This window comes from Streptomyces sp. NPDC020801, from assembly GCF_044334385.1.
GTDB lineage: Bacteria > Actinomycetota > Actinomycetes > Streptomycetales > Streptomycetaceae > Streptomyces.
The window spans coordinates 205,617-230,224 of record NZ_JBIRST010000007.1 but is presented as its reverse complement, the minus strand read 5'-3'; the positions used below and the strand labels follow the sequence as shown (position 1 = coordinate 230,224).

Annotated in this window: 22 protein-coding genes and 2 tRNA genes; 9 read left to right on the top strand and 15 right to left on the bottom strand. The window is 73.1% G+C overall.

The features are described from left to right. Nucleotides 1-21: 21 nt before the first annotated feature. Complete coding sequence (locus ACH4UM_RS17090) at nucleotides 22-627, top strand: lytic polysaccharide monooxygenase (RefSeq protein ID WP_398179187.1); 606 nt, start codon at nucleotides 22-24, stop codon at nucleotides 625-627. An 89-nt stretch (nucleotides 628-716) separates the two neighbouring features. Continuing rightward, nucleotides 717-1,178, top strand: coding sequence for a DUF3592 domain-containing protein (locus ACH4UM_RS17085; RefSeq protein WP_398179184.1), 462 nt, complete (start codon nucleotides 717-719; stop codon nucleotides 1,176-1,178). 123 nt (nucleotides 1,179-1,301) lie between these two features. On the opposite strand, the gene ACH4UM_RS17080 is transcribed toward ACH4UM_RS17085, so the two are convergent. The 6 genes from ACH4UM_RS17080 to ehuB form a co-directional block, all read right to left on the bottom strand. Continuing rightward, nucleotides 1,302-1,375: transfer RNA gene (locus tag ACH4UM_RS17080), tRNA-Lys, on the bottom strand. A gap of 85 nt (nucleotides 1,376-1,460) precedes the next feature. Then, nucleotides 1,461-2,219, bottom strand: a complete 759-nt coding sequence (locus ACH4UM_RS17075; protein WP_398179181.1) for an IclR family transcriptional regulator — start codon at nucleotides 2,217-2,219, stop codon at nucleotides 1,461-1,463. 265 nt (nucleotides 2,220-2,484) lie between these two features. Then, complete coding sequence (gene ehuA, locus ACH4UM_RS17070) at nucleotides 2,485-3,273, bottom strand: ectoine/hydroxyectoine ABC transporter ATP-binding protein EhuA (protein WP_398179178.1); 789 nt, start codon at nucleotides 3,271-3,273, stop codon at nucleotides 2,485-2,487. Further along, the gene (ehuD, locus tag ACH4UM_RS17065; RefSeq protein ID WP_398179175.1) at nucleotides 3,263-3,913 is read right to left on the bottom strand and encodes an ectoine/hydroxyectoine ABC transporter permease subunit EhuD; all 651 of its coding nucleotides are present in this window, start codon (nucleotides 3,911-3,913) and stop codon (nucleotides 3,263-3,265) included. The genes ehuA and ehuD overlap by 11 nt, the downstream gene beginning before the upstream one ends. Next, nucleotides 3,910-4,638: an ectoine/hydroxyectoine ABC transporter permease subunit EhuC gene (gene ehuC / locus ACH4UM_RS17060; RefSeq protein ID WP_398179172.1), complete on the bottom strand. Its 729-nt coding sequence runs from the start codon at nucleotides 4,636-4,638 to the stop codon at nucleotides 3,910-3,912. Before ehuC ends, ehuD begins: the two co-directional genes overlap by 4 nt. Continuing rightward, entirely contained in the window at nucleotides 4,635-5,552 is a 918-nt protein-coding gene (gene ehuB, locus ACH4UM_RS17055) for an ectoine/hydroxyectoine ABC transporter substrate-binding protein EhuB (RefSeq protein ID WP_398179169.1), read from the bottom strand. The genes ehuC and ehuB overlap by 4 nt, the downstream gene beginning before the upstream one ends. A 164-nt stretch (nucleotides 5,553-5,716) precedes the next feature. Between ehuB and ACH4UM_RS17050 the strand changes: the two genes are divergently transcribed. The 3 genes from ACH4UM_RS17050 to ACH4UM_RS17040 all read left to right on the top strand — a co-directional run bounded on the left by ACH4UM_RS17050 (nucleotide 5,717) and on the right by ACH4UM_RS17040 (nucleotide 9,071). Beyond that, entirely contained in the window at nucleotides 5,717-6,448 is a 732-nt protein-coding gene (locus ACH4UM_RS17050) for a decarboxylase (RefSeq protein WP_398179166.1), read from the top strand. Between the two features lie 188 nt (nucleotides 6,449-6,636). Continuing rightward, nucleotides 6,637-7,791, top strand: coding sequence for a glutathione-independent formaldehyde dehydrogenase (locus ACH4UM_RS17045; protein WP_398179593.1), 1,155 nt, complete (start codon nucleotides 6,637-6,639; stop codon nucleotides 7,789-7,791). A 164-nt stretch (nucleotides 7,792-7,955) separates the two neighbouring features. Continuing rightward, the gene (locus ACH4UM_RS17040; RefSeq protein WP_398179163.1) at nucleotides 7,956-9,071 is read left to right on the top strand and encodes an LLM class flavin-dependent oxidoreductase; all 1,116 of its coding nucleotides are present in this window, start codon (nucleotides 7,956-7,958) and stop codon (nucleotides 9,069-9,071) included. A gap of 170 nt (nucleotides 9,072-9,241) precedes the next feature. Here the strand turns inward: ACH4UM_RS17040 and ACH4UM_RS17035 are convergent, their stop codons facing one another. After that, nucleotides 9,242-11,053 (bottom strand): putative bifunctional diguanylate cyclase/phosphodiesterase, encoded by a 1,812-nt coding sequence (locus tag ACH4UM_RS17035; RefSeq protein ID WP_398179160.1) that lies wholly within the window; start codon nucleotides 11,051-11,053, stop codon nucleotides 9,242-9,244. 838 nt (nucleotides 11,054-11,891) lie between these two features. Here ACH4UM_RS17035 and ACH4UM_RS17030 point away from each other — a divergent pair. Then, nucleotides 11,892-13,394 (top strand): M6 family metalloprotease domain-containing protein, encoded by a 1,503-nt coding sequence (locus ACH4UM_RS17030; RefSeq protein WP_398179157.1) that lies wholly within the window; start codon nucleotides 11,892-11,894, stop codon nucleotides 13,392-13,394. 64 nt (nucleotides 13,395-13,458) lie between these two features. On the opposite strand, the gene ACH4UM_RS17025 is transcribed toward ACH4UM_RS17030, so the two are convergent. The 7 genes from ACH4UM_RS17025 to ACH4UM_RS16995 form a co-directional block, all read right to left on the bottom strand. Beyond that, nucleotides 13,459-13,532, bottom strand: a tRNA-Lys gene (locus ACH4UM_RS17025). Beyond that, entirely contained in the window at nucleotides 13,523-14,164 is a 642-nt protein-coding gene (locus ACH4UM_RS17020) for a bifunctional DNA primase/polymerase (protein WP_398179154.1), read from the bottom strand. The genes ACH4UM_RS17025 and ACH4UM_RS17020 overlap by 10 nt, the downstream gene beginning before the upstream one ends. A gap of 116 nt (nucleotides 14,165-14,280) precedes the next feature. Next, on the bottom strand, nucleotides 14,281-14,655 hold the full coding sequence (locus ACH4UM_RS17015; RefSeq protein WP_398179151.1) for a hypothetical protein: 375 nt from the start codon (nucleotides 14,653-14,655) through the stop codon (nucleotides 14,281-14,283). 134 nt (nucleotides 14,656-14,789) lie between these two features. Then, on the bottom strand, nucleotides 14,790-16,205 hold the full coding sequence (locus tag ACH4UM_RS17010; protein WP_398179148.1) for an AAA domain-containing protein: 1,416 nt from the start codon (nucleotides 16,203-16,205) through the stop codon (nucleotides 14,790-14,792). Next, nucleotides 16,202-17,797 carry a hypothetical protein gene (locus ACH4UM_RS17005; protein WP_398179145.1) on the bottom strand — a complete coding sequence of 532 codons (1,596 nt, stop codon included), beginning with the start codon at nucleotides 17,795-17,797 and terminating at the stop codon, nucleotides 16,202-16,204. Before ACH4UM_RS17005 ends, ACH4UM_RS17010 begins: the two co-directional genes overlap by 4 nt. Beyond that, complete coding sequence (locus ACH4UM_RS17000; RefSeq protein ID WP_398179590.1) at nucleotides 17,788-18,957, bottom strand: hypothetical protein; 1,170 nt, start codon at nucleotides 18,955-18,957, stop codon at nucleotides 17,788-17,790. The genes ACH4UM_RS17005 and ACH4UM_RS17000 overlap by 10 nt, the downstream gene beginning before the upstream one ends. Continuing rightward, entirely contained in the window at nucleotides 18,872-19,867 is a 996-nt protein-coding gene (locus ACH4UM_RS16995; protein ID WP_398179142.1) for a phosphatase PAP2 family protein, read from the bottom strand. Before ACH4UM_RS16995 ends, ACH4UM_RS17000 begins: the two co-directional genes overlap by 86 nt. Nucleotides 19,868-20,077: 210 nt before the next feature. Here ACH4UM_RS16995 and ACH4UM_RS16990 point away from each other — a divergent pair, with 210 nt between their 5' ends. Next, nucleotides 20,078-20,674, top strand: coding sequence for a histidine phosphatase family protein (locus ACH4UM_RS16990; protein WP_398179139.1), 597 nt, complete (start codon nucleotides 20,078-20,080; stop codon nucleotides 20,672-20,674). A gap of 85 nt (nucleotides 20,675-20,759) precedes the next feature. On the opposite strand, the gene ACH4UM_RS16985 is transcribed toward ACH4UM_RS16990, so the two are convergent. Then, nucleotides 20,760-22,295 carry a hypothetical protein gene (locus ACH4UM_RS16985; protein WP_398179137.1) on the bottom strand — a complete coding sequence of 512 codons (1,536 nt, stop codon included), beginning with the start codon at nucleotides 22,293-22,295 and terminating at the stop codon, nucleotides 20,760-20,762. Nucleotides 22,296-22,595: 300 nt separating this feature from the next. On the opposite strand from ACH4UM_RS16985, the gene ACH4UM_RS16980 reads away from it, so the two are divergent. Together ACH4UM_RS16980 and ACH4UM_RS16975 are read left to right on the top strand one after the other, a co-directional pair. After that, nucleotides 22,596-22,976 carry a hypothetical protein gene (locus ACH4UM_RS16980; RefSeq protein ID WP_398179587.1) on the top strand — a complete coding sequence of 127 codons (381 nt, stop codon included), beginning with the start codon at nucleotides 22,596-22,598 and terminating at the stop codon, nucleotides 22,974-22,976. A 728-nt stretch (nucleotides 22,977-23,704) separates the two neighbouring features. Then, nucleotides 23,705-24,583 carry a spermidine synthase gene (locus tag ACH4UM_RS16975; protein WP_398179134.1) on the top strand — a complete coding sequence of 293 codons (879 nt, stop codon included), beginning with the start codon at nucleotides 23,705-23,707 and terminating at the stop codon, nucleotides 24,581-24,583. Nucleotides 24,584-24,608 lie beyond the last annotated feature (25 nt).

The following is a 24,608-nucleotide window of genomic DNA, read 5'->3' as shown; positions in this document are numbered from 1 at the left end:
ACGTTCTCCAGGAGCGGCAGCATGCGCACCAAGGCCAAGTTGTACGCGGCCGTGCTGGGCCTCACCACCGCCGGAGCCTTCGTGCTCTCCACCGGCGGCGCCAGCAGCCACGGCTACACCGACCTCCCCATCAGCCGGCAGAAGCTCTGCGCGAACGGCACCGTGACCAACTGCGGCGACATCCAGTGGGAGCCGCAGAGCGTCGAGGGGCCCAAGGGCTTCCCGGCGTCCGGACCGGCCGACGGGCAGATCTGTTCCGGCAACAACAGCCGGTTCGGCCAGCTCGACGGCCCACGCACCCCCTCGGGCGGCGCCTGGCCCACCACGAAGGTCACCGGCGGGCAGAGCTACACCTTCCGCTGGCAGTTCACGGCCATGCACGCCACGACCGACTTCAAGTACTACGTCACCAGGCAGGGCTGGAACCAGAACCACGCCCTGACCCGAGCCGACCTCGACACGACCCCGTTCCTCACGGTCCCCTACGGCGGTCGGCGCCCGCCGGCCACGCTCAGCCACAGCGGCACCCTGCCCGGCGGGCTGAGCGGCCACCACATGATCGTCGCGGTCTGGACGATCGCCGACACGGGCAACGCGTTCTACGCCTGCTCCGACGTCACGTTCTGAGCATCCCTTGAGCCACCGGCGCGGCCGGCGTGGGTAGGTTCCTCCCACGCCGGCCGATCACGGCCGCGCACGGAGCGCCGGGGGGCCTCATGGAAGCGCTGTTCTACGTCGTGCCGATGCTCATGATCAGCGGCGCCGTCCTCACTCTGGTCCTCGCGCTGCAGCGCGCCCGGCAGATCAGGACCGCGTGGGGCAGCGGGCTGACGGCCGACGCGCGGTGCCTGCGGACGTACACCACGACCAGCGGCGGCGGCGAGACCTCCGTGAGCACCACCCGGCACCACGTGTACGAGTTCACCACGCGCGAGGGCCGCGGCGTCCGCTTCGAGGAACGCAACGGACCGGCGACGACCGTCGAGGGCGACATCGTCACCGTGCACTACACGGCCGAGCAGCCGGAGCGCGCGACCGCGCACGCCCCGGCGCGCGGGAAGCTCGCGGTGGAGTCGGGCTGCGCCTCGGCCTTCCTCGGGGTGTTCATCGCGGCCTGCGTCGTCTTCATGGTCGTCGTGCACCTCATGTTCTCGGCGGCCGGCGACCTCCTGCCGTAGCCGGCGCGCATGGCGCCCGGAGTGCGGGTGGCGCAGCCCCCGCGTCGCGCGGTGAAGCCGCGCGGAAACGAAGATGGCGGGTCCGGTTCACGCTTTCGCGAACAGGACCCGCCGACTTCAACGTGCGCCGCCAGGGACTCGAACCCCGGACCCGCTGATTAAGAGTCAGCTGCTCTAACCAACTGAGCTAGCGGCGCATGACTCCCGCCGTCCGCTTCCGCGGCCGGCGACGAAGAAAATACTACCTGGTTTCCGGGGGTGCTCGTGACCACCTGCGAAGAGCTAGATCGTCAGGGACAGCAGCACCGGCGCCGCGTTGCGGTTGAGCTGGTCCGCGGCCCGGCGCAGCCGGTGCGCGTGCGTGACGGGCAGCGACAGCGCGAGGCAGCCCACCGCAGAACCGGCCGTGATCGGGACGGCCGCGCAGACCGTGCCGATCGCGTACTCCTGCAGGTCCAGGACCGGGACCGTGGCCGGCTGGGCGGCCAGGCGGGACAGCAGCAGCTTGTCGCTGGTGATGGTCCGCGAGGTCAGCCGGGCCATCTTGTGCCGGGCGAGGTGGTCGCGCCGCCCGTTGTGGTCGAGCTGGGTCAGCAGGCTCTTTCCGACCGCGGTGGCGTGGGCGGAGCAGCGGAAGTCGACCCACTCGTGGACCGCGGGGGTGGCCGGGCCGTCGGCGTACTGGGTGACCTTGACCTCGCCGTCGACGTACCGGCTGATGTAGACGGCCGCGCCCACCGAGTCGCGCAGCCGGTCCAGGGTCCGCTGGAGCTGGTCGCGCAGGGCCTGCTCGTGGCCCCGGGCGGAGCCGAGGCGGGCGAGGGAGTCCCCGGTCACGTAGGCGCCGTCGGAGATCTGCTCGACGTAGCCCTCGCGCCGCAGCATGCGCAGCAGCCCCGTCAGCCGCTCGGGGGTCAGTCCGGTGCGGCGGGCGAGCTCGGTGTCGGTGGCCCCGGAGCGGTGGCGCGCCAACGCCTCCAGCACGCGCAGGGCGTCCTGGGCCCAGTGGTACGGGGCGGTCGGCTCGTGCATCAGCGCCACGGTTTCCCCCTGCGCTCGCTGTCTGGGCCGTGATCCGGTCGGTCGATCCCCTCCACGATATCGGTCAAACGCCCAGCAGGGGACGGGTGTTGGCGAGATTGCGGCGCTCTTGAACGGGGCGCCGGCCCACCGGCGCAGCCCCTCGGCACCGGCGGCGCCCCGGACCTGGTGTGACGGCTGGTTCACTTCGCGTAGCCGCTTGGCCATGTAGCCATGTAGCCATGTAGCCATGTAGCCGAGTAGCCGCCGGGAGGGGCCGCTCCGGTCACAGCACCGCGCTGAGGAACTCCCGGGTCCGCTCCTGCTCCGGATCGCCGAAGATCTTCTCCGGCGGACCGGACTCCACCACGCGCCCCGAGTCGAACATGAGCACCTGGTCGGAGATGTCCCGGGCGAAGCCCATCTCGTGGGTCACGCAGAGCATGGTGATGTCCGTGGAGCGGGCGATGTCCCGCAGCACGTCCAGGACGCCCGCGACCAGCTCCGGGTCCAGCGCCGAGGTCACCTCGTCGAGCAGCAGCACGCGCGGCCGCATCGCCAGCGCCCGGGCGATCGCCACCCGCTGCTGCTGACCGCCGGACAGCTGGGAGGGGCGGGCGTCGCGCTTGTCGGCCAGCCCCACCAGCTCCAGCAGTTCCCGGGCACGGGCCTTCGCCTCGTCCCTGGACATGCCGAGCACCGTGACGGGGGCCTCGGTGATGTTCCTGAGGACCGTCATGTTCGGGAACAGGTTGAAGTGCTGGAAGACCATCCCGATCTTCTTGCGGATCTCGCGTACCTGCTTCCCGGGGGCCGGGAAGAGGCGCTCACCGTCGACCGTGATGGTGCCCTCGTCGGGCCGGGTCAGCGTCATCAGCAGCCGCAGGATCGTGGTCTTGCCCGAGCCGGAGGGGCCGATCAGCGTGACGTGCTTGCCGGCCTCGACGGAGAAGTCGAGCCCGTCGAGGACCGTGTGGTCCCCGAACCGCTTGGTCACGTTCTCCAGACGGACCAGTTCGGAGGCCGGGGTGGCGTCGATGGGACGGTCGGGATTCTTGGCGGTGTCAACGGACAAGACGTCGCTCCAGTGCTCGCAGGAGGAGGGAGGCCAGATAGGAAACGAGGACGAAGGCCACGCCGATCACGGTCAGCGGCTCGGTGAACTGGAAGTGCTGCTGCGAGAACAGCCGCGCCTGCCCGAGCATCTCCAGCACGGTGATCGCCATCAGCATCGGCGTGTCCTTGAGCATCGAGATGACGTAGTTGCCGAGCGCCGGGACGACCCGGCGGATCGCCTGCGGCAGGATCACCGCCGTCCACGTCCGCCGCCGCGGCAGGTTCAGCGCCGTCGCCGCCTCCCACTGGCCGGCGGGCACCGCCTCGATGCCGGCCCGGTAGACCTGCATCGTGTACGTCGAGTAGTGCAACCCGATCGCGAAGACGCCGGTGGCCAGGGCCGAGAAGGTCAGCCCCCACTCGGGCAGCACGTAGAAGAGGAAGAACAGCTGCACCAGCAGCGGAGTGTTCCGGACGAACTCCGTCACCGCCCCCACCGGCCAGCGCAGCCACCGGGTGGGCGTCCGCATCAGCAGCGCCCACACCAGGCCCAGCGCGAACGAGATCACCGAGCCGAGGGCGAGAGCCTGCAGGGTGACCAGCAGTCCCTCCCAGAAGTGCGGCATGAAGTCGCTCACGGCGCCCCAGTCCCACTTCACGCGACACCACCTCCCGCGGCTCCCACGCCGGTCGTCTCGGCGCGCCCCGGCTCACGCGCGCCCGCCTCGTTGCGGGGGTCCTTGCCGACCCCCCGCTTCAGCCGCTTCTCCAGCCCGCGCATCAGCCGGGTCAGTACGAACGCGAGCACGAAGTAGATGAGCAGCACATACGTGTAGATCTCCGCGCTCTCCTGCAGTGCCAGCCGCACCAGGTTGCCGCTGAACGCCAGGTCGCCCATGCCCATGATCGACACCAGCGAGGTGCCCTTGAGCAGCTCGATCAGCAGGTTGCAGAAGGAGGGGATCATCTCCGGCACCGCCTGCGGCAGCAGGATCAGCCGCATCCGCTGCCAGGGCGTGAAGCTGAGCGCGACACCGCCCTCCCGCTGCGCCGGGTCCACCGCGTTCAGCGCGCCGCGCACGATCTCCGAGCCGTACGCCCCGTACGTCAGCCCGAGCGCCAGCGTGCCCGCCCACATCGGCACCAGCTGCCAGCCGAAGGCGGGCGGCAGCACGAAGAACACCCAGAAGATCATCACCAGCGCCGAGGTCCCGCGGAACACCTCGGTGTAGAAGCCCGCGAGGAAGCGGACGATCCAGAGCCGGTGGGTGCGGGCCACGCCGGCCACGAAGGACACGGCGGTGGCCAGCAGCGCGCTGAGGAACAGCAGCTGGACGGTGGTCCAGGCGCCTTGGAGTACCAGTTCCCAGAGTCCCTTGGTCATCCGCCGCACAGCTCCTTCGCGGTCAGATCCGTCATCTCGTCCCTGGTGAACCCGAAGGGCTCAAGGATCCGGAACAGCTCGCCGCTCTTCTTCAGCCTGTGCAGCTCCACGTTGAAGGCGTCCCGCAGCCTCGTCTCGTTCGGCCGGAACGCGAAGGCGCCACCGTCGACGTGCGGCTTGCCCTTCACCAGCGGCGCGAAGGGCTCGGTCGCCTCGGCCTTCGACGACTTCTTCACCACCTCGCGGGTGGTCAGCGCCGTACCGGCGAAGACGTCCACACGCCCGGCCTCGACGGCGTTCAGCCCGGCCACCTGGTCGGGGACGATGAGGATGTCGCTCTGCCGGTACCCGGCCTCCACCGCGTACTGGATCTCCGCGTATCCGGTGCCGGTCGCGAACCTCGCCTTCTTGCGCACCACGTCCTGGTAGCTGTGCAGCCCCTTCGGGTTGCCCTTGCGCACGATGAAGGAGTCGAGCATCCGGTAGTCGGGGTCGGTGAAAATGACCTGCTCGCAGCGGTCCGGGTTCACATACATCCCGGCGGCCACGACGTCGAACTGCTGGGAGTTCAGCCCCGGGATGAGCGAGCCGAACTCGGTCGGCACCGGCTGCACCCGGTCCACGCCCAGGCGTTTGAAGACGACCCGCGCCAACTCGGGCGCCTCGCCAGTCAGGTTGCCGTTCTTGTCGATGTACCCGAACGGGATCTCGCCCGCGATGCCGAGCCGTACGACGCCCTGAGCCCTGAGTCTGCGAAGCAGGTCACCGCCCTTCTCGGCGGATGCCGAGGCCACGCGGCTGCATCCCGCCGCGCCCAGCGCGCCGAGCGCCGCGACCCCCGCGAGCAGCGACCGGCGGCTGGGCCCGGGTATCTGTCTGCCTTTCCCAAGCGCATGTGCATGTGGTGGAGCCATGGGCGCGCGGCTACCCAGGGGCATGCGGGCCATGCCCCGCAGGATGTGGGGGCCCGGTGGGGAAGCGGTGACCGTCAGGTGGTGCGGGCGGTGGGGGCTGCGCCGCGTCGACGGGGTACCCGTGCGGGAGAAGGACTGCCCGCACCACAGCAGGAAGGCTGGTCATGACCGCACTCGGATTCCTCTACCCGGGCCATTTCGCCGAGGACGACTATCCGCGCATCGAGCAGCTCCTGGGCAGTGACATCCGGGTGGACCTGGCCCACGCCGGCATCGGCGAGGGCGCGCACCGCCTGGACGCGCTGCGCGACGCGGGCTCGGCCGAGCGGCTGGTGAAGGGAGTGGAGGCGCTGCGGCTGGCGGGCGCGGAGGCGGTGGTGTGGGCGAGCACCAGCGGCAGTTTCGCGCACGGCTGGCAGGGCGCCCACGAGCAGGTGCGCACCCTGGCCCGCACGGCCGGCATGCCGGCCTCCTCGACCTCCTTCGCCTTCGTGCACGCGGTGCCCGAGGTCGGGGCACGGCGGGTCGCGGTCGCGGCGACCTACCCGGAGGACGTGACCGCCCTCTTCGCGGACTTCCTGCGTGCCGGGGGGCTGGAGGTGGTCGCCGCCCACAGCGCCGGGATCACCACGGCGGCGGAGGTGGCGGGCTGGGACGAGCCGGAGATCCTGGCCCTGGCGCGGGCGGCCGACACCGCTCGGGCCGAGGCGGTCCTGCTGCCGGACACCGCCCTGCACACCGCCTCGCACATCGCGACGCTCGAGAAGGACCTCGGCAAACCGGTCCTCACGGCGAACCAGGTGACCGTCTGGGAGGCGCTGCGGCTGACCGACCGCCGGGTCAACGCCCCCGGCCTGGGCGCACTGTTCACCCGGGAACCGATCGTTCAGGTGTGAGGCGGACACGAGGGCGGACGCGGGTTGCGGTCCTCGCCACCGGGGCGTTACCTGGAAGTATCCGGCGGTGCAGCGAGAACGCCCGGGGTCACGGCACGGGCCGACGGGTCTCCGCCTGCCCGTGTGTTCCCCCGGTAGCGCCCCGCCGTCGCCGCCTTCGTCAGGCGTACGACGCGGAGGTGACCGAGGTGAAAGCCGTCGTCTATGAGAAGCCCTTCAACGTGACGGTTCGGGATGTCGACGATCCACGGATCCAGCACCCGAACGACGTGATCGTACGGGTCACGTCGACCGCGATCTGCGGATCGGACCTGCACATGTACGAGGGCCGTACGGCCGCCGAGTCCGGCATCGTCTTCGGCCACGAGAACATGGGCATCGTCGAGGAGGCCGGCAGCGGCGTGACCTCCCTGTCCCAGGGCGACCGGGTCGTGATGCCGTTCAACGTCGCCTGCGGATTCTGCAAGAACTGCCTCGCCGGGAAGACCGGGTTCTGTCTGACGGTGAACCCCGGCTTCGCCGGCGGAGCCTACGGATACGTGGCGATGGGCCCGTACACCGGTGGCCAGGCCGAGCGGCTGCGCGTGCCCTACGCCGACTTCAACTGCCTGAAGCTGCCGCCGGGAGAGGAGTTCGAGACGGACTTCGTGCTGCTCGCCGACATCTTCCCGACCGGCTACCACGGCTGCGAACTCGCCCAGGTGAAGCCCGGTGAGAGCGTGGCCGTCTTCGGCGCGGGACCGGTGGGCCTGATGGCCGCCTACTCGGCGCTGCTGCGCGGCGCCTCGAAGGTGTTCTCGGTCGACCGGGTGCCCGAGCGGCTCGCCAAGGCGGAGCAGATCGGGGCCATCCCCATCGACTTCAGCAAGGGCGACCCGGCGGAGCAGATCAAGGAACACACGGGAGGAGAAGGCACCGACAAGGGCGTGGACGCCGTCGGCTACCAGGCCCAGTCCCACAAGGACATCAGCCACGAGGAGCCCGCCGTCGTCCTCAACGGGCTGGTCGAGACGGTACGGCCCACCGGCCTGCTCGGCATACCGGGTCTGTACGTCCCCTCCGACCCGGGCGGACCCGACGAGCACGCCAAGCACGGCCAGCTGCTGGTCTCCATCGGCAAGATGTTCGAAAAGGGTCAGCAGATGGGCACCGGCCAGTGCAACGTCAAGCAGTACAACCGTCAGCTGCGCGACCTGATCATCGCCGGGCGCGCCAAGCCCAGCTTCGTGGTCTCCCACGAGCTTCCGCTGGACCAGGCACCACAGGCGTACGAGAAGTTCGACAAGCGGATCGAGGGCTACACCAAGGTGGTACTCCACCCGGGCCACGCACTCGCCGCATGACACACCCGTGAGGGGCGCCCCGACCCCGGCCGCGCCCACCCATCGGACCAGGTGCGCCGCCGGTGCCCGGCGGCGCACCGGCGGGTCGGCAAAGGAACAAACGGAGACGGTCTCCTGTTGACGCCGGGCAGAGCAACGCACGGCCGACCCGCAGGAGGCACCCGGTGGCAGACGAGATCCGAGGCGAAGCGCACGGCACCGCGCCCGTACCCCTCTCCGTACTGGACCTGGTGACCGTAGGAGCCGGCCGCACCGCCACCGACGCCCTCCGCACCAGCGTCGGGATCTCCCGCCTCGCGGAGTCCCGGGGATACCACCGCTACTGGGTCGCCGAGCACCACTCGATGCCGGGTGTCGCCTCCTCCTCACCGGCCGTGATCCTCGCCCACCTCGCCGCCCGCACCGACCGCATCCGCCTCGGCTCGGGCGGTGTCATGCTGCCCAACCACGCCCCCCTGGTCATCGCGGAGCAGTTCGGCACCCTGGAGGCGATGGCCCCCGGCCGTATCGATCTGGGCCTGGGCCGGGCCCCCGGCACCGACGGTGCCACCGCCGCCGCGCTGCGCCGCACGGATCTCCCACAAGCTCTTCGAGCAGGGGGGACCCCCAGTCACCCGGGCGCCGACGACTTCCCCCAGCAGCTCGCCGAGCTCACCCGCTTCCTCGACGACGACTTCCCCGACGGCCACCCCTACCGCCGTATCCACGCCGTACCCGGCCCGATCCAGGCCACCTCACCGGGCGGCGTCCAGTCCCCGCACCGCCCGCCGGTCTGGCTGCTCGGCTCCTCCGGCTTCAGCGCCCGGCTGGCCGGCACGCTCGGCCTGCCCTTCGCCTTCGCCCACCACTTCTCCGCGCAGAACACCGTCCCGGCCCTCGACCTCTACCGTGAGTCCTTCCGGCCCAGCGCCGTGCTCGACGCCCCGTACGCCCTCATCGGTGTCGCCGCCCTCGCCACCGACGAGGAGCGGGAGGCCCGCAGGCAGGTGCTGGCCGCCGCGCTCAGCATGGTCCGACTGCGCACCGGCCGCCCCGGCCTCGTGCCCACCCCCGAGGAGGCGGAGGCGTACGAATTCAGCCCGATGGAACGGGAGTTCGTCGCCTCCTGGAACGCGAACGTCGTTCACGGCACCCCGGACGAGGTCCGCGCCGGCCTCGACGGCCTGCAGAAGCGCACCGGCGCCGACGAGTTGATGATCACGAGCAACGCCCACGGCGGCGACATACGGCTGCGCTCCTACGAACTCATCGCGGACGCCTACGGACTGCCCAGGAGCTGATGTCCCCTAGTGCTGCGACCGGAAAGGTTCACCGGCTCGCGATGCCCGGCACGGCACCTCGCCGCGTTGTCGCATCACCCGAGTACATCCGGTACGCGGGCGACGCTCCGCCTTGCGATGCACCGCACCGGACGCCGCGAGCTTTCCGGCAAACCTTTCCGGCCACAGCACTAGCGACGGCCGCAGGCGCGGCCGTCGAGGAGCTCGGAGATGCGGTCCGCCGGCACCGGCCGCGAGTACAGCCACCCCTGCCCGGTGTCGCAGCCGATCCGGCGCAGCCGGCTGGCCTGGCCGGACGTCTCCACGCACTCGGCCGTGACGGTCAGCCCCAGCCGGTGGGCGAGCTGGATCATGGCCTCGACGATGACCTCGTCGGCGGGGCTCGGCCGGTCCGCCGCCCCCGCCTGCTCCTCGTGCTGGAAGCCCCGTACGAACGAGCCGTCCAGCTTCAGCACCGAGACCGGCAGGCGGCTGAGGTAGGCGAGGTTCGAGTAGCCGGTGCCGAAGTCGTCGATGGCGATGTGCACGCCCATGTCGCTGAGCGCCTGCAGGGCCTGGAGCGGCCGGCCGGCCGAGCCCATCACGGCCGACTCGGTCAGCTCCAACTGCAGCAGCTGCGGCGCCAGTCCGGTCTCGGCCAGCACCTCGGCCACGTCCGCCACGAGGTCGGAGTCCCACACCTGGCGGACGGCCACGTTGACACTGACGAAGATCGGCGGCTCGTCCGGGTGGTCCAGCTGCCAGCGGCGGGCCTGGCGGCAGGCGGTGGCCAGGATCCAGCGGCCGAGCGGCACGATCGAGCCGTCGTCCTCCGCCAGCTGGATGAACCGGTTCGGCGTCAGCACCCCGAACTGCGGGTGCCGCCAGCGGACCAGGGCCTCGACGCCGCGCAGCCGTCCGTCGTCCATGCCGACCAACGGCTGGTACTCCAGCGTGAACTCGCCCCGCTCGACGGCGGCGCGCAACGTGGAGACGAGGGCCTGGCGGGTCATGCGGTGTGCGTTGCGCTCCGGGTCGAACAGGGTCCAGCGGGCCTTGCCGTCCGCCTTCGCCCAGTACAGCGTCGTATCGGCGGCCTGCATCAGGGCGGTGGCCGAGGTCCCGGCGGCGCGCCGTTCGACCACGCCGATCGACGCCGACACCGACAGCCGCCGCCCGGAGACCTCGAACGGCGCCTGCAGGGCCGTCAGCACCGACTCGGCCAGGTCGGCGAGTTGCTCGGTGCCGGTCGAGTCCTCCACCAGCAGCGCGAACTCGTCCCCGCCGAGCCTGGCCACCAGGGGGGCGCTCGCACGGCCGTAGCCCGCCTCGTCCGCGCAGCGGGTCAGCCGCTCGGCCACGGCCGCGAGCAGCCGGTCGCCGACGCGGTGGCCCAGGGTGTCGTTGACCGCCTTGAAGCCGTCCAGGTCCAGGTAGCACAGACCGATCCGGCCGGTCCCGCCGCGCTCGTACGACTCCGCCTCCAGCGCGGCCGACAGTCGCTCGAAGAACAGCGTGCGGTTGGGCAGCCGGGTCACCGGGTCGTGGTTCTGCAAGTGCCGCAGCCGGGCCTGGAGTTCCCGCCGGGCACTGACGTCGGTGAGGGACATCAGCACGCCCGGGGAGCCGCCCGGGGAGCCGTCCGGAGAGCTGTCCGGAGAGCCGCCGGGCAGGTCCGGCGGCAGGGGGGCGACCGTGACCTGCACCCACAGGGAGCGGCCGTCGGGATGTTTGAGGCGCCGGGTGCAGCGCAGGCCGGCCCGGTGGCCGCTGAGGACCTCGCGGTACGCGTGGTGTGCGCGGGCGTCGGACGTCAGGTCCACCAGTTCGGCGGCGTCCTGCCCGGCGAGATCGCCGGGGCCGGTGCCGAGCAGCGCGCCGAAGGTGTCGTTGGCGCTGACGACCACCCCCTCGTGGTCGACGACCGCCATCGCGAGGGGGGCGGCGGAGAAGGCGGAGCGGAAGGGGTGCTCCGCCGGAGCGGGATCCAGCTGCGGTTCCATGACGGGCGGCACGGGATCGAGCGGCTTCCTGCCGCACCGGGGCGGGGACGGGGACGGGGACGGTGGTGACGGTGCAGCCGTCCGTGCCCGCGCCGGTGCCTGCGCCCGTGCCGGTGTCCGCGTCGGTGCCTGCGCCCGTGCCGGTGTCCCCGGCGGTGTCCCCGGCGGTGTCCCTGCCGGCGGCGCCGGCGCCGGTTCGGCCAAGTCGGTGAATCCCGCCGGAGCGGGGGCGGGCTCCGCCATCGGAGTGAGGCCGGGGGCGGCCTCGGGCTGGGCCGGGGTGGTGAGCGGGGGAGCGGGCGCGCTGGCGGCGGCGGCTCGTTCGCCCATGGCGGCCGCGACCGGATCGGTACCCGGAGGCTTCATAACATCACCCTGTGTGACATTCAGCCGGATGAGGTCTGCCGCGGGCGTCGGCCCTTCGGACGTTCCGCTCACCGCTCGCTCCCGCAGTGCACTCGGTCTTCGTATCGGTCTCGTCGGGTGGCCGGCCGGGTGACGAACGGCCGCCCGGCCCGTGTCCGCGCAGGAAGTGCCAGGAAAGTGTGCCGATCATAGATGCTCGTGCCGGACCCCTTCCAGCCACTTGCCGGTTCCGATGGGCGACCGGCTCTTCTGGCAGATCGTTTCTGCCCACACCTGGACGGGTTCTTCGGGAGGCCGACCACTTGTGACGTTCCGTGAGTGGTCCGGGGGTGTCGCTTCCCCTCGGCACTCGCCGGACCGCACCCCGCGAACTCGGGCCTCTCACCCTTCCGGTGCAGACAAACAGGGCGTACCTCCCCAAACTCGCACAGGCTGGGTGCGGTGTCCCCGCGAACCGCACCCGGAGGTCCCCGTGCCGCGTCAGCTCCCCCTGAAGGCGCTCAGCCGTGACGCCCTCAAGGCGCTGGACCGGGCCGGGGCGCGGCCCCGACTGCGCAGCACCGCTGCCGTGTTCACCACCCTGTCGGCGGTCGCCGCCACCTCGATCCTTTCGGGTCCGTCGGTCGCGGAGCCGTTCTCGACCACTCCCTGCGCGCTGCAACGCACGGGCGCGCACCACTCGGAGGGCGTCGACACCTGGAACACCTCCTACGTGCAGCCGACCCGGCCGCTGGACGCCGTGATGGTGTTCCTGTCCTTCCCCGACTCGGCCCCGCTCACCACACCGGCCGAACTCACCTCCGACCACTTCCCCGCCACCAGCCGCTTCTTCGAACAGGCCTCCTACGGCAGGTTCACGCTGCGCCCGCACCCGCTGCGGCACTGGATCCGGATGCCGCGGCCGTCCACGGCGTACAACATGCACCGTGACTGGGATGCCGGGGACCGCTCCGCCTACCTGCGCGACGCGCTCGCCGCGGCCGATCCGGAGGTCGACTTCTCGCGCTACGACGTCGTCTACTTCGTGGCGGACCCGGACGCGCCCGGCGTCGACTCGGACGCGACGAAGGTCGTCAACCTGGACACCCCGCTGCGGGCCGACGGCACGGACATCCGGCGGGTCGTAACGGTGTTCGAGCGGCACCCGCCGGACCGGCTGGTGCTCGCCCATGAGACCGGTCATGTCTTCGACCTGCCGGACCTGTACCACCGCCCCGCGGACGGCAACGGGGACTGGGACACCTACGTCGGCGACTGGGACCTGATGGGCAGCCAGTTCGCGCTGTCGCCGGACCCGTTCGCCTGGCACAAGTGGAAGCTCGGCTGGCTGGACCCCCGTCAGGTGACGTGCGTACGGGGCATCGGGCCGACCCGGCTGACACTGGAACCGGTGGAGGTGGGGCCGGCCGGCATGGGCGGGCAGGGGGCGGCCGGAGCGGACCCCGGAAGGTCGGGCCCTGGAGTCCTGAGCCCTGGAGCGTCGGGCGAGGGCGGGGCGGGCGCCGGGGCGTCGGGGACGGGCGAAGCGGGAGCGGGCGCACCGGGTGTGGGCGCAGCGGGTGCGGGCGCGTCGGGTAGGGACGGATCGGGGGTGGGGCTGCCGGGGACGGTTGCGGCCGGGCCGCCGCTGTTCGGGCTGGGCCGCGGGACGAAGCTGGCGGTGGTGCGGACCGGGGGCGACAGTGCGCTGGCCCTCGAGGCGCGGGCCTCACTCGGCAACGACGCGGCCGGGTGCCGGCAGGGGGTGCTGGTGTACCGGGTGCGCAGCGGGGCGGAGTCGGGCGGCGGCCCCATCGAGGTGATCGACGCCCACCCGCACACCCAGGCCTGCTGGGAGAACTCCGTCTACCCGCCCCTGGCCGACGCGCCCGTCGAGGTGGGGGAGAGCTTCACCGTGCCGGGCGACGGCGTCCGAGTGGAGGTGGAGAGCCGTACGGCCTCGGGTGCGTACACGGTCAAGATCACACCGGGGTGACCGGAAAACAGAGATGGCGGGGACGATCCACGCTTTCCGCGAACCATCCCCGCCATCGCCATCGTGCGCCGCCAGGGACTCGAACCCCGGACCCGCTGATTAAGAGTCAGCTGCTCTAACCAACTGAGCTAGCGGCGCCTGCTGACGTCGTAGACCTTAGCATCCTGATCCGCGGGAGGAAAAATCGAAATCCGAACGGCCGCGCGGGCCGCTCGGACGGCCGCCCAGAGCAGGATCTCCGGGCCCGGCAGCCAGGGGTGACGGGTGTCCGGGGCGACGAGCCAGCGGGAGGCGAACCGGCCGGGGGCGGGGGCGCCGGCCGGGGCGGGGACGGTCACCGCGTCGCCGTTGCCGTGGCACAGCAGCGGGGGAATGGCCGCGGTGCGGCCGGTGTCGCGCCGGCCCTGGGACCCCCATTCCTCCCACTCCAGCAGCGAGGGCAGCCGATGTGCGGTGCCCGGCGCGCTGAACAGCAGCATCCGCCCCCGGTGGACGGCCACCGGTCCGGACCCCGGGCCCTCCTCCCACAGCCGGTCCAGCATGCGGCGGCCGAAGAGCGCCGGTGCGTTGACCACGTCGAACGCGGTGCCGCAGGACAGCACGGCCGGCGCGTCCGGCCGCTCCCGCCAGAAGGCGAGGGTGCTGCGGGGATACGTTCCTGCAGAGGCCAGCCAGGCGGCACCGTCCGCGGTGACGCCGGAGGCGTCCGAGCGGCGGCCGGCCGGCCGGTCGAAAAGGTCGACGAAGGGTTCGTTCCCTGTGCGGCTCATGCCGCATACATCTACCGGCCGTGAGCGGGCGCTTCCACAGGGTTGCGGGAAACCGGGACGAAGGGAGGGGCGAAGGGGTATCTTGCCCGGCTGGCATATGCCGCAGGGCGCCGCGGTCACACCGGGTCGGCGGGATTGGCGTGCACGCCGCCCTCGGCTCCGCGCAGCAGATCCCGCCCGAACTCCACCATCTTCCTGGCGTAGTCCTCGGTCCAGTCCGCCCGTTCGGCGATGTCCGCGGGGCTCAGCCGGTCGAACCGGCGCGGGTCGGCGAGCTGCGCCGCGGCGATCGCCTGGAACTCCACCGCGCGGTCGGCCGCCGTGCGGAACGCGAGCGTCAGCTCCGTCGCCCGCGCCAGCAGCGCCCGCGGATCGTCGATCGACTCCAGATCGAAGAAGTGCTCCGGGTCGGAGACCGCTTCGGCGGGCTCGAAGAGCAGGGGCGCGGGGCGTAGCCGCGGTTCGTTGCGACGCGGCGTGGGCTCCGCCATGTCTTGTCCTCCTCGTACGGTTCGGATGGCGCCCACCCTGTGGAAGGGCCACCGTCCATTGTCTCGCGCGGGCGCAAGAGGGCGGTCGGTCGGGCCCGGATGCCGGGCCCGGACCCGCCCAGCCCCGGAGCGTCTCAAGGCCGCCAGGACACCCGATGTTCCCGCAGATGCGCCAGCACCGCGTGATTCGCCTCCCAGCCGTCGGGAAACTTCACGGTCACACCCAGCTGTACCGGCTCCGTCGACGGGTGGTCGTCCAGGAGCTCGCTCACCCCGGCGCGGCACACCACGATGCAGGCGTGGCGATGGCGGGAGGCCAGGACGCACAGACGGCCGGTCTCCAGGTGGAAGGCGGTGGCGTCGGGGCGGCCGGAGAGCGGGTGCAGTACCACCGTGACGTCGAACTCCCGGCCCTGGAGCCGGTTCGCCGTGTCCACGGTGACGTCCGTGACACCCAGCTCCGCGAGGGCCGCCCGGACGGCCGCCGCCTGGTCCCGGTGCGCCGTGCCGACCGCGATCCGGTCGGCGGTCAGAGGCACCGGATCCGCCATGGCGCTCCCCCCTGCCCGGGCGGAGCCGGGAGCTTGGGGGAGCTCGGAGACGGCCGCGCCGCCCCGCTCCAGCAGCCGCGCCACGACCGCCGCCACCGCCCGCACCGCCTCGGGGTCCGTGCGCGGGGTATGCCGGGCGGGCAGCTCCAGCAGGCCCCAGCCGGACTCGGCCGCCTCGTCGATCACCCGGTCCGGGCCGGAGCCGTCCGAGGGGACGGCGAAGGCGAGCCGCCGGTCCCCGTGGTCCGTGCCGCTGCGGAACGGCGTGTACGGGTAGAACGCGTCCGACACCAGCGGCGCCGCCGACGCGGGCAGCCGCCAGGACACCGGCAGCCGGTGCTGGGGCAGCTCGGGGTTGTGCGCGAGCAGGGTCGTCACGGCGGAGGCCGAGGGGTCGTACGACAGTCCCGCCCACTGCTCGCTGCCGACGATCGCGAACGGGTCCAGCTGACCCGGATCGCCCACGAACAGCGCCCGCTCGAACAGTCCGGCCACGGCGAGCAGCGCGTCCGAGCGCATCTGGTACGCCTCGTCGACGATCGCGTGCCGCCACGGCTCGCCGGCCTTCACATGCGCCCACTTCGCGGCGGTCGACAGCACCACGTCCAGCCCGGCGAGGTCGCCGGCCTTCGCGGACTTCCGCACGTTGGGCAGGTCGTCCAGCGCCCTGTCGTACGGGGCGCTGTCGCTGCTGTGCAGACGGCCGACGGGCAGTTCGGGGTTCTTCTTCGCCAGCCGCACCACCAGGTCGTCGACCTGCGCGTTGGTCTGCGCGACCACCATGAGCGGCCGCCCGGCGGCGGCCAGCTCCAGCGCCGCGCGGACGACGAGCGTCGACTTTCCGGCGCCGGGCGGGGAGTCGACGACGACACCGCGGTGCGCACCGTGCAGCGTGTCGTGGAGGATCGCGGCGGTGGCGCGCGCGGCCGCCGCGCCGGGGTCGAAGGCGGACTCCCGGGCGCTCCGCCCGGAAGCGGTCTCCTCGGCACGGGCGGTCACAGGACGTCCTCCTCGGTCACCGGGTCCGGGGCCTCCGGCGCGCTCTGCTCGCCCGGCGGCCCGCCGTGCGTCCACGGGGTCTCCTCCGGGTCGGGCAGCTTTGCCCCGCCGCGCTGCTCGTGCTCGAAGAGGGTGAAGCACACCCGGTCGCCCTTCTCCGGCACGGAACCCGCCTCGGGCTCCTTGCCGCGGCCCATCTTGTCGAGGATCCGCAGGACGACCAGCGTCCCGTCCTCCTCCGAGGCGACGAACTCGGCCGACTGCGGCTTGCCGCCCAGCGAGCGGTACGCCCGGGCCCGCTCGCCCAGATGCGGCCGGTCGTCCGTGCGCACGGTCACCAGCGGGCGCGGGCTGGGCCGCCTGCCCTCGCCGTAGGCCATGACGACGTCCGTGACCTCGCCCGCGAACGCCTCGCCCGCCAGCCGCCGCCCGGCCATGACCAGCGGGTCGTCCAGCGCCTCCTGGGCGTCCAGGCGGGCCTGCTCGCGCTCGCGCGCGGCCAGCTTGCCGGCCGCGGTGACCGCGTCGTCGCGGCGCGGCTGCGGCGGCTCGCCGGCCAGCACGCGGTCGCGGTGGCCGGTGAACGACCAGCGGTCGCGCGTCCACCGCTCCTCGACGTGCGCCCCCTCGGGCAGCGCCCGCAGCAGGTCCAGGCCGTCCCAGACCTTCTCCCAGGTGGGGAGGGTGCGGCTTTCGACGAGAGCGCGGATCTCGCGCTCGGCCGCCGTCAGGGCGCCGAGCCGGTCGTCCGCCTCCAGGCCGTCCTCGGCGGCGGCGAGGGCCGTGCGCGCACGGTCGTAGCGCTCGATGGCGGGTGCGAGCAGCCTGTTGTCGAACGCCGGGTCGGTGGCCGGGCCCGCGGGCGGGCACTGAAGCTGGCCGTCCGCGTCACGCGCGAGCTCGGCGCGCAGCGCGGCCTCGGCGCCCGGGACGCCCTCGGGCGGGGCGATCCACGCCAGCAGCGCGCCGAGGTGCTGGTCCTCCAGGGTGGACTGGCCGGTGGTCCAGTGCCGGGCCAGCACATCGCTCATCGCCAGCAGCAACGAGGAGCCGGGCACCCGGGCCCGCTCCCCGAAGTGGGTCAGCCACCGCCCGAGCAGCGGCACCCTGGGCGGCGCCGGGTGCGGGCTCTCCGGGTCCTGCTCGGCGGTGCGGCGAAAGCGCATGGAGCGCCCCAGCAGCCGTACGAAGTCGACGCCCGCGCGGCTCGGCACGATCAACTGGGGCGCGTCCGCGCACAGTTCGACCTCGACCTTGATCCGCTTGCCGGTCGCCGGGTCGGTCTCGGTGCGCTCGGCGGCCTCGACCGCCTCGGCGCAGGAGTCGATGTACGGCAGGACCACGTCGGCCAGTTCGGCGAGGAACGCGAACCTGAGGTCCCGGTCGCGCGGCTGCGGCACGGCCAGCAGCCGTGGCGCGTGCCGGTCGGTGCCGACCAGCGCGCCGAGCGGGGCGCCCGCCTCACCGGCGGTGGTGAGCGGCACGAACACCAGCGGCCGGCCGGACAGATGCCGGTGCCGGACGGTCGCGGCGGGCTCGGCCCGCCCGGCCCGCACGGCCTCCAGCCGGGCGAGGGTGGCGATCAGCGACATGCCGCCTCCCGGCCCACCGACCCAAGCGCCTCCGCCCGCAGGGTGGCGGCCCTGCGCAGGGCCGCCACCGCCGGGTCGTCCGGGTCGCCCGCCTCGCCGTGGGCTGCCGCCAGGACGTCCTCGACCGTGGTCAGGCCGCCCAGCTCGGCGCGGGCCGAGCGGCCCAGTGTGGTCACCGCACCCTCCGCGCGGGACCGCGCCCGGCAGTGGAAGGCCAGCTCGCAGGTGGCCAGGCACTCGGGTGCGTACGTCGCCGGGACCGCCTCGACCGCGGCCGTCAGCTCCTCGGCGGGCAGTTCGGGGGAGAAGCACACGCCCTCGGGGAGCGTGTCGGCGATGTCCTGGATGCGGGTCAGCCGCGTCAACTGGCGGGCGGTCACCGCGCGCTGCTTGCGGACGTCGACGGCGGAGGCGGTGGGCAGGTTGGAGAAGTCCCTGGGGCAGACCAGGAGCACCCGGTCCCGCACGCGCGGGGCGGGGTGCAGGCGCGCGGCGACGTCCTCCAGCGCCAGCAAGTACGCCGCCGACTGCCGGGCGGCCGCGCCCACCTTCGCCGGGTCCGCTGCGCCGTCCAGCATCGGGAAGGACTTGATCTCCACGACCGTCCAGCTGCCGTCCGGGTGCACCACCACCGCGTCCGGCTCCAGGAAGGCCGGCGAGCCCGCCACCTCCAGGGCGAGCATCGGATGGTCGAGCAGCGTCCAGCCGCCCGCCTCGGTGGCCTCGCGCAGCGCCAGCGCCGTACGCGCCGCGCGCCCCTCGGGGCCCACGGCGCCCAGCTCGGGGACACGGGCCCCGCCCGGCGGTTCGGCGCCGGCGTCCAGCTTCCGGTGCACCAGCCGCAGCAGCTCCGCGCCGCCGTCCGCCTTGACCTTCGCCTCGAACGCGTTGCCCCGCATGAAGGCGAACTGCGACTGCCCGAAGGCCGACGGGGCGCCCAAGGCGCCCGCGAGCGCCGCCTTGTCCACACCCGCGCCGTCCAGGATCGCGCGCCGCCTGCAGCCCGGGTTCGCGGCGAGCGCGGCTAGGGCACGCGCGTCCAGCGCCCGCGCCGGTACGCCCGGCCCCCGCAGCTCAGCGAGCCTTCCCCAGGCTCTCGACTTCGCTCGAGCGGGGGAGTCCCCAATCCGCGGCGCCGTCCGCGTCCTTGGGGGAGGCACCCGGCTCGGCTCCGGGACCGAGCCGTGCTTCGCGCTGCCGTGGAATTCGCTCACCCGCCGAAGTCTGGCATCCACCACTGACAATCGGGGAACCTGCGCCGCCGGAGCGGCCCGTGACGGCTGTGACCCGGGCCTTCACCAGGGCCCCCGCCCGGTCCGCACCGCGCATCACGAACGGTGCGAGCAGGATCCCGACGCCCATCACGGCCACGCCCGCGACCGCGTCCAGGAAGTAGTGGTTGGCGGTGCCCATCACCACGAGCGCGGTCAGCAGCGGATAGGCGATGCCCGCGGCCTTCGCCCGGCGTGTGCCGCCGTGGCGCCACAGCATCACCCCGCACCACAGCGCCCAGCCCACGTGCAGGCTCGGCATGGCCGCGTACTGGTTCGTCATACCGCCCAGGCCACGCGGTGCGCTGGCCTGGGCGCCCCACCAGCCGTACGAGCTGTAGTGGGCCATGGTGTCCACGAACCCGTGTCCCGCCGAGAGCAGGCGGGGTGGGCAGGTCGGCAGCAGGGTGAAGCCGATCAGCCCGATGAACGTGGACGTCATCAGCCAGGTGCGGGCCGCGCGGTAGTGCGCGGTGCGTGCCCGGAACAGCCAGATCAGGACCGCGGGCGTGACCAGGTAGTGCAGCGACGCGTACCAGAAGTCGGCCGGGACGCCGAGCCAGGGCTCGCGCGTGAAGAGGCGGTTGAGCGGGTGCTCGGCGTTGAGGTGGAGCAGCTTCTCAAGGCGCAGGATCGACAGGCCGTGGTCGACGGCACTGGAGACGTCGCTGCGGGCCAGCAGCCGGCCCGCCGAGTAGCAGCCGTACACCAGGAGGATCAGCGGCAGCTCGGTCCACCAGCGCAGCCGGGTCGTCGGGGCAGCCTCGATGCGCGGTGCCGGTGCCTCCGTCTGCGGCATCCGATGCCCCTCCCCCTGTCTGGTCGTGTCGCTGCGACGCCCGGCGGTGCCCGGACGGTCGTGTCACCTTACGGCGTGTGCGCTCGCCCCCATGGGGCGCCCCCGGCTCTCAAAGACGCAGGGATCGCCCGCCGGGTTGCCCCCGAACAGGGTGCGCGATGATGGAGGGGTTCCGCCTGAAGTTCTCGCTTTCTCCCGGAAAGGTCTCCCATGGCACCGCGCATCCTGCTGGCCCGGCACGGACAGACGCAGTGGTCGCTGTCCGGCAAGCACACCGGCAGGACCGACGTCCCCCTCCTCGAGGAGGGCCGGCACGGCGCCAAGCTGCTGGGCGAGCGACTGCACCGGATGCCGTTCGGCGGCCTGCCCGGCGTCGAGGTCCGCACCAGCCCGCTGGTACGCGCGCGTGAGACGTGCGAGCTGGCCGGCTTCGGCGACCGCGCGATGCGCTGGGACACGCTCATGGAGTGGGACTACGGCGCGTACGAGGGCCTGACCCCCGAGGAGATCCAGGCCGAGCGGCCCGGCTGGCTCATCTGGCGCGACGGCGTCCCGCGCGGGGAGACGCTCGCCGAGGTGACGGCACGCGCCGACGAGGTGGTGGCCTGGGCACGCGCGGAGGACCGCGACGTCCTGGTCTTCGCCCACGGGCACATACTGCGGTCGATCGGCGCCCGCTGGCTCGGCCTGCCGATCGACTTCGCGGCCCGCGTCCGCCTCAACCCCACGTCGCTGTCGGTACTGGGCTGGGCGTACGGGGAGCCGGCGATGGAAAGCTGGAACGACCTGGGCCACCTGGCGATGTAACCGGCACCCTGCCCGCGCGGGCGGGCGCCACCCCGCCCGGCCCCGGCCGGCATCGGCACGCGTGCGCCCGGCGCGCCCGCGGCGCTCATGCCGTACGCGGTGAACTCGCGTGCCTGTCGAGAAACACCGACACCCCGCTCGCCCGCCGGTGCGGCAACAGCACCCGCGCCGTTCCCGCCAGCATCGACTGGACACGGGACGACTGGACCTGGTCCAGCAGATCCAGCACCCGCATCCCGGCCGTCGCCGCCTCGTCCGGCCGTCCGCCGCGCGCGAGGTCGTCCGCCAACTCGGCCGTGTACAGCGCGATGTTCCGGGTGAAGTGCGGGTCCTGCAACTGCGCGGCCCGCCGCGCGTGCCGGGCCGCCCGCGGCCAGTCGCCCAGCGTCGACCAGCACTGCGCCTCCAGACCCTCCAGCTCGGCCTCGCCGTAGAAGCTCATCCACTCGGGATCGGCGTCCGAGGGCCCGCGTTCGTAGAGGGCCTGCGCCCGCGCGAGCGCCTGCTCGCAGGCGGTACGGTCGGCGAGCCCCGCCCAGCCGCCCGCCTCGCGCAGAGCGAGCAGCGACATCAGCCGCGCGGAGCCCAGTTCGCGCCCGACGCGCTGCGCGGCCTGCGCGGCCCGCACCGCCTCCCGCGGCCGTCCCGCGTCCCGCGCGAGGAAGGCCGTGTTGCAGAAGGCGTGGGCCTCCAGGGCCGGGTCCCCGGTCATGCGTGCGGTGGCCAGGGCTTCGGCGTAGTGCGAGCGGGCGTCGTCGAAGCGCCCGGAGTCGTGTGCCAGCCAGCCCACCGAGATGGCCAGTTCACCCGCGCCCGAGTGCAGCCGGTCGGCGGTGGTCTGCCGCGTCGCGCCGGCGTCGAGCAGCGCGTACGCGGCGCGCAGCGGAGCCGCGGCCCTGCGGTAGAGGCCGTCCGCTCCGTGCCGGTCGTCGAGCAGCCGGATCCTTCGGACGGCCTCTTCGAGGGCGCCCGCGTCGCTCGCCCCGGCCCGGCGGACGGCACGGTCCGCGGCCGAGGCGTCGAAGGCGAGCCCCAGGGGGCCCAGCGAGGCGGCGGCCACCGTGGCGCCCCCTCGGGTCATGAATGCGCGACGCAGCACGTCGCTCTCCTCGTGGTCTTCGTGCGGGTGGTACGGGTCGTGCGGGTCCAGCGGGTGTTGCGCGTGTGTCGTGTGTTGCGGATGTTGCAGGTGTTGCTGCTGTTCCCGGTCCAACGGGTGTTGCCTGTCGTACTGGTGATACGGGTGGTACGCCGTCCGCGTTTCAAACGGGGCGTGCCCGGGGCTCGCGGCGCACGAGGGCGACGCGTCGTCCTCGGCGGTGCGCGCCGCCCGCCCGCGGACGGACGAGCGGGGTGCGAACCCCAGGTCGGTGAGCGTGCGGCCGGGGAACATGTGCAGGAACACGCGTTCGTAGGCGTAGTTGGGACAGCGGATCTCACCCGCCTCGACCCGGCCGATGTAGCGCGCGTCACAGCTGACCCGCTCGCCGATCTCGCGGGCGGCCCGCCGCACCGCCGCGGCGAACTCGGCCGGCGAGCGCTGTCCGCGCAATCGCCGGAAGGCGAGATTCGGCCGCGGTGGCCGGGGGGACTGCGACGAGGTCACCGTTGACGACGTCATGGCCGGGCCCTCTCGTGCGAACCGTCGAACCATGCCGGATTCAGGACTGGTTGTCGGGTTGTTCCGAATGTCTCCCCGTTTCCGGCGAGCAAGAACGTACCTGCTGTGTCCGCTCCGCCACGCAGTGTTTGGCTACAAACCGGATATCTCATCCGTGATCTGCCATGAACTGCCATCCTTTGCGGCGGACTTTGACCGTTGCCGTTGACGCGGCCGACGCGTTGCACCCCGTGGACCCGGGAGCCGCCCGACTCCCGACCCGCTCGCTCACGAGGAGGGGTTTTCGTGGTGGACGCCGGTATGGAGACCGACCGGAGCGTCGACACGTGTGCGCCGCCCGGGTGCGACCTGGTGACGGTGCCGGCCCGGCAGGGGCTGGAGGCGGTCGACATCCTGCGCCGCGGGGCGGGGGATGCAGTGGGGCCCGTACTGCACGACGACGGCCGCGACACCCTTGGGTTCGTCGTCCCGGCGGGCACTGCAGCGGGCTGGGACGTGCCCGGGAGCACGTGCACGGAGACCGACGGACGGGGCCTGCGCCTGGCACCGGAGCCCCCGGTGGAGGGTGCGGACTGGCTGCTCCCGCCCGGCGAGGCCGACCTCGCGACCGACCCCGCAGTACTCCGCCGAGCACTGGGCGAGGCGGCCCGGACCATCGAGGCCGCGGACAACTGCCGCTGACCCCACCGGCCCACCGCCCGCCGCAGCCGCCGCCCCGGTTCCACCGACTCGGAACGCGACCCGGACCGGCGGCGCGGCCCAAGGGCTCGGACGCACGGCGCGGAGTACGCCCCGGGCCGGCTGCCAGGTCCAGGACTCGGGAGCACGCCTCGGACCGGCGGCGCGGTCCGGCGACTTGGACGCGCGACTCGGCCTGGCGGTAGGTCGGGGACTTGGACGCGAGCCCCGGTTCTCCGACTCGGTTCTCCGACTCGGTTCTCCGACTCGGTTCGGTGACCCGGGTCGGCGGCGTGATCCAAGGAACGGACGCGCGCTTCGGACCCGGGTCTCGGTCGGTGTCCCGGTCCAGCGGCCCGGACGCGCGGCTCGGCCTGGCGGCGCGGTCCGGCGACTTGGACGCGTGCCCAGGGGCGGTGAGAGACGGGTGGGCGGCCCGGGCCCGGGCCCGGTTCCCGGGTCGGCGGTTCGGTTCGGCGACCCGGATCCATGCCTCCGGTCGGAGGCCCGGCCCAGTGGCCGGGACCCGCCACGCGGGCCGCGGCGCGATCCAGCAGCTGGGGCGCGCGACTCGGACCCACGCCCGGCCGACGGCGCGGACCCACACCCGGTCGACGGCGCGGACCCACGCTCCGGCCGGTGGTCGGCCCGGCTCCACGCCCCGGCCGGTGGCTCGGCTCCACGCCCCGACCCCGCAGGTGTGAGGGGTCGTGGCTTGCGACAATGGGGTCATGGGAAGGTCCGCACGGTCCAGGAGCCCCCGCCGTGGGCGAGGAGCCGCAGAAGCCGTCGTCGAGCAGGTCGACGGCGGGCTCGCGCAGCTCATACCCGACCGGGACCGGCCGCGGGCCTGGACGCTGCTGATCGACGGGGCTCCGCAGTCGCACGTCGATCTCGACGACCCGGCGTACCTCTCCTTCGAGTACCAGCGGCGGCTGGGGCACGTCATCGATCTCGCCGCACCCGAGGGCCGGCCCCTGCACGCGGTCCACCTCGGCGGCGGCGCGCTCACCCTCGCCCGCTACGTGGCCGCCACCCGGCCCCGCTCCACCCAGCAGGTCGTGGAGCGGGACGCCGCCCTCGTCCAACTGGTGCGCCGGGAACTGCCGCTGGATGCGAACGCCCGGATAAGGGTGCGCTCGGCCGATGCCCGCGAGGGACTGGCCAAGGTGCCCGACGGTTGGGCCGACCTCGTCATCGCGGACGTGTTCAGCGGGGCCCGTACGCCCGCCCACCTCACCTCGACGGAGTTCCTCGACGAGGTCCGCAGGGTCCTGAAGCCGGGCGGGGTCTTCGCCGCCAACCTCGCCGACGGCCCGCCGCTCGCCCATCTGCGCGGCCAGATCGCCACCGCCACCGCCCGCTTCGCGCAACTCGCCCTGGTCGCCGACCCGGCCGTGCTGCGCGGCAAGCGCTTCGGCAACGCGGTGCTCGTCGCCTCCGACCTGCCGCTTCCGGTCGCCGAGCTCACCCGCCGGGCCGCCTCCGACCCGCACCCGGGCCGCGTCGAACACGGCCGCGCGCTCGCCGACTTCACGGGCGGCGCCACCCCGGTGACGGACACCGCCGCAGTGGCCTCACCCGCCCCGCCGCCCTCCGTCTTCCGCTGACCGCGGGGGCGCATGAGGCCCGCGG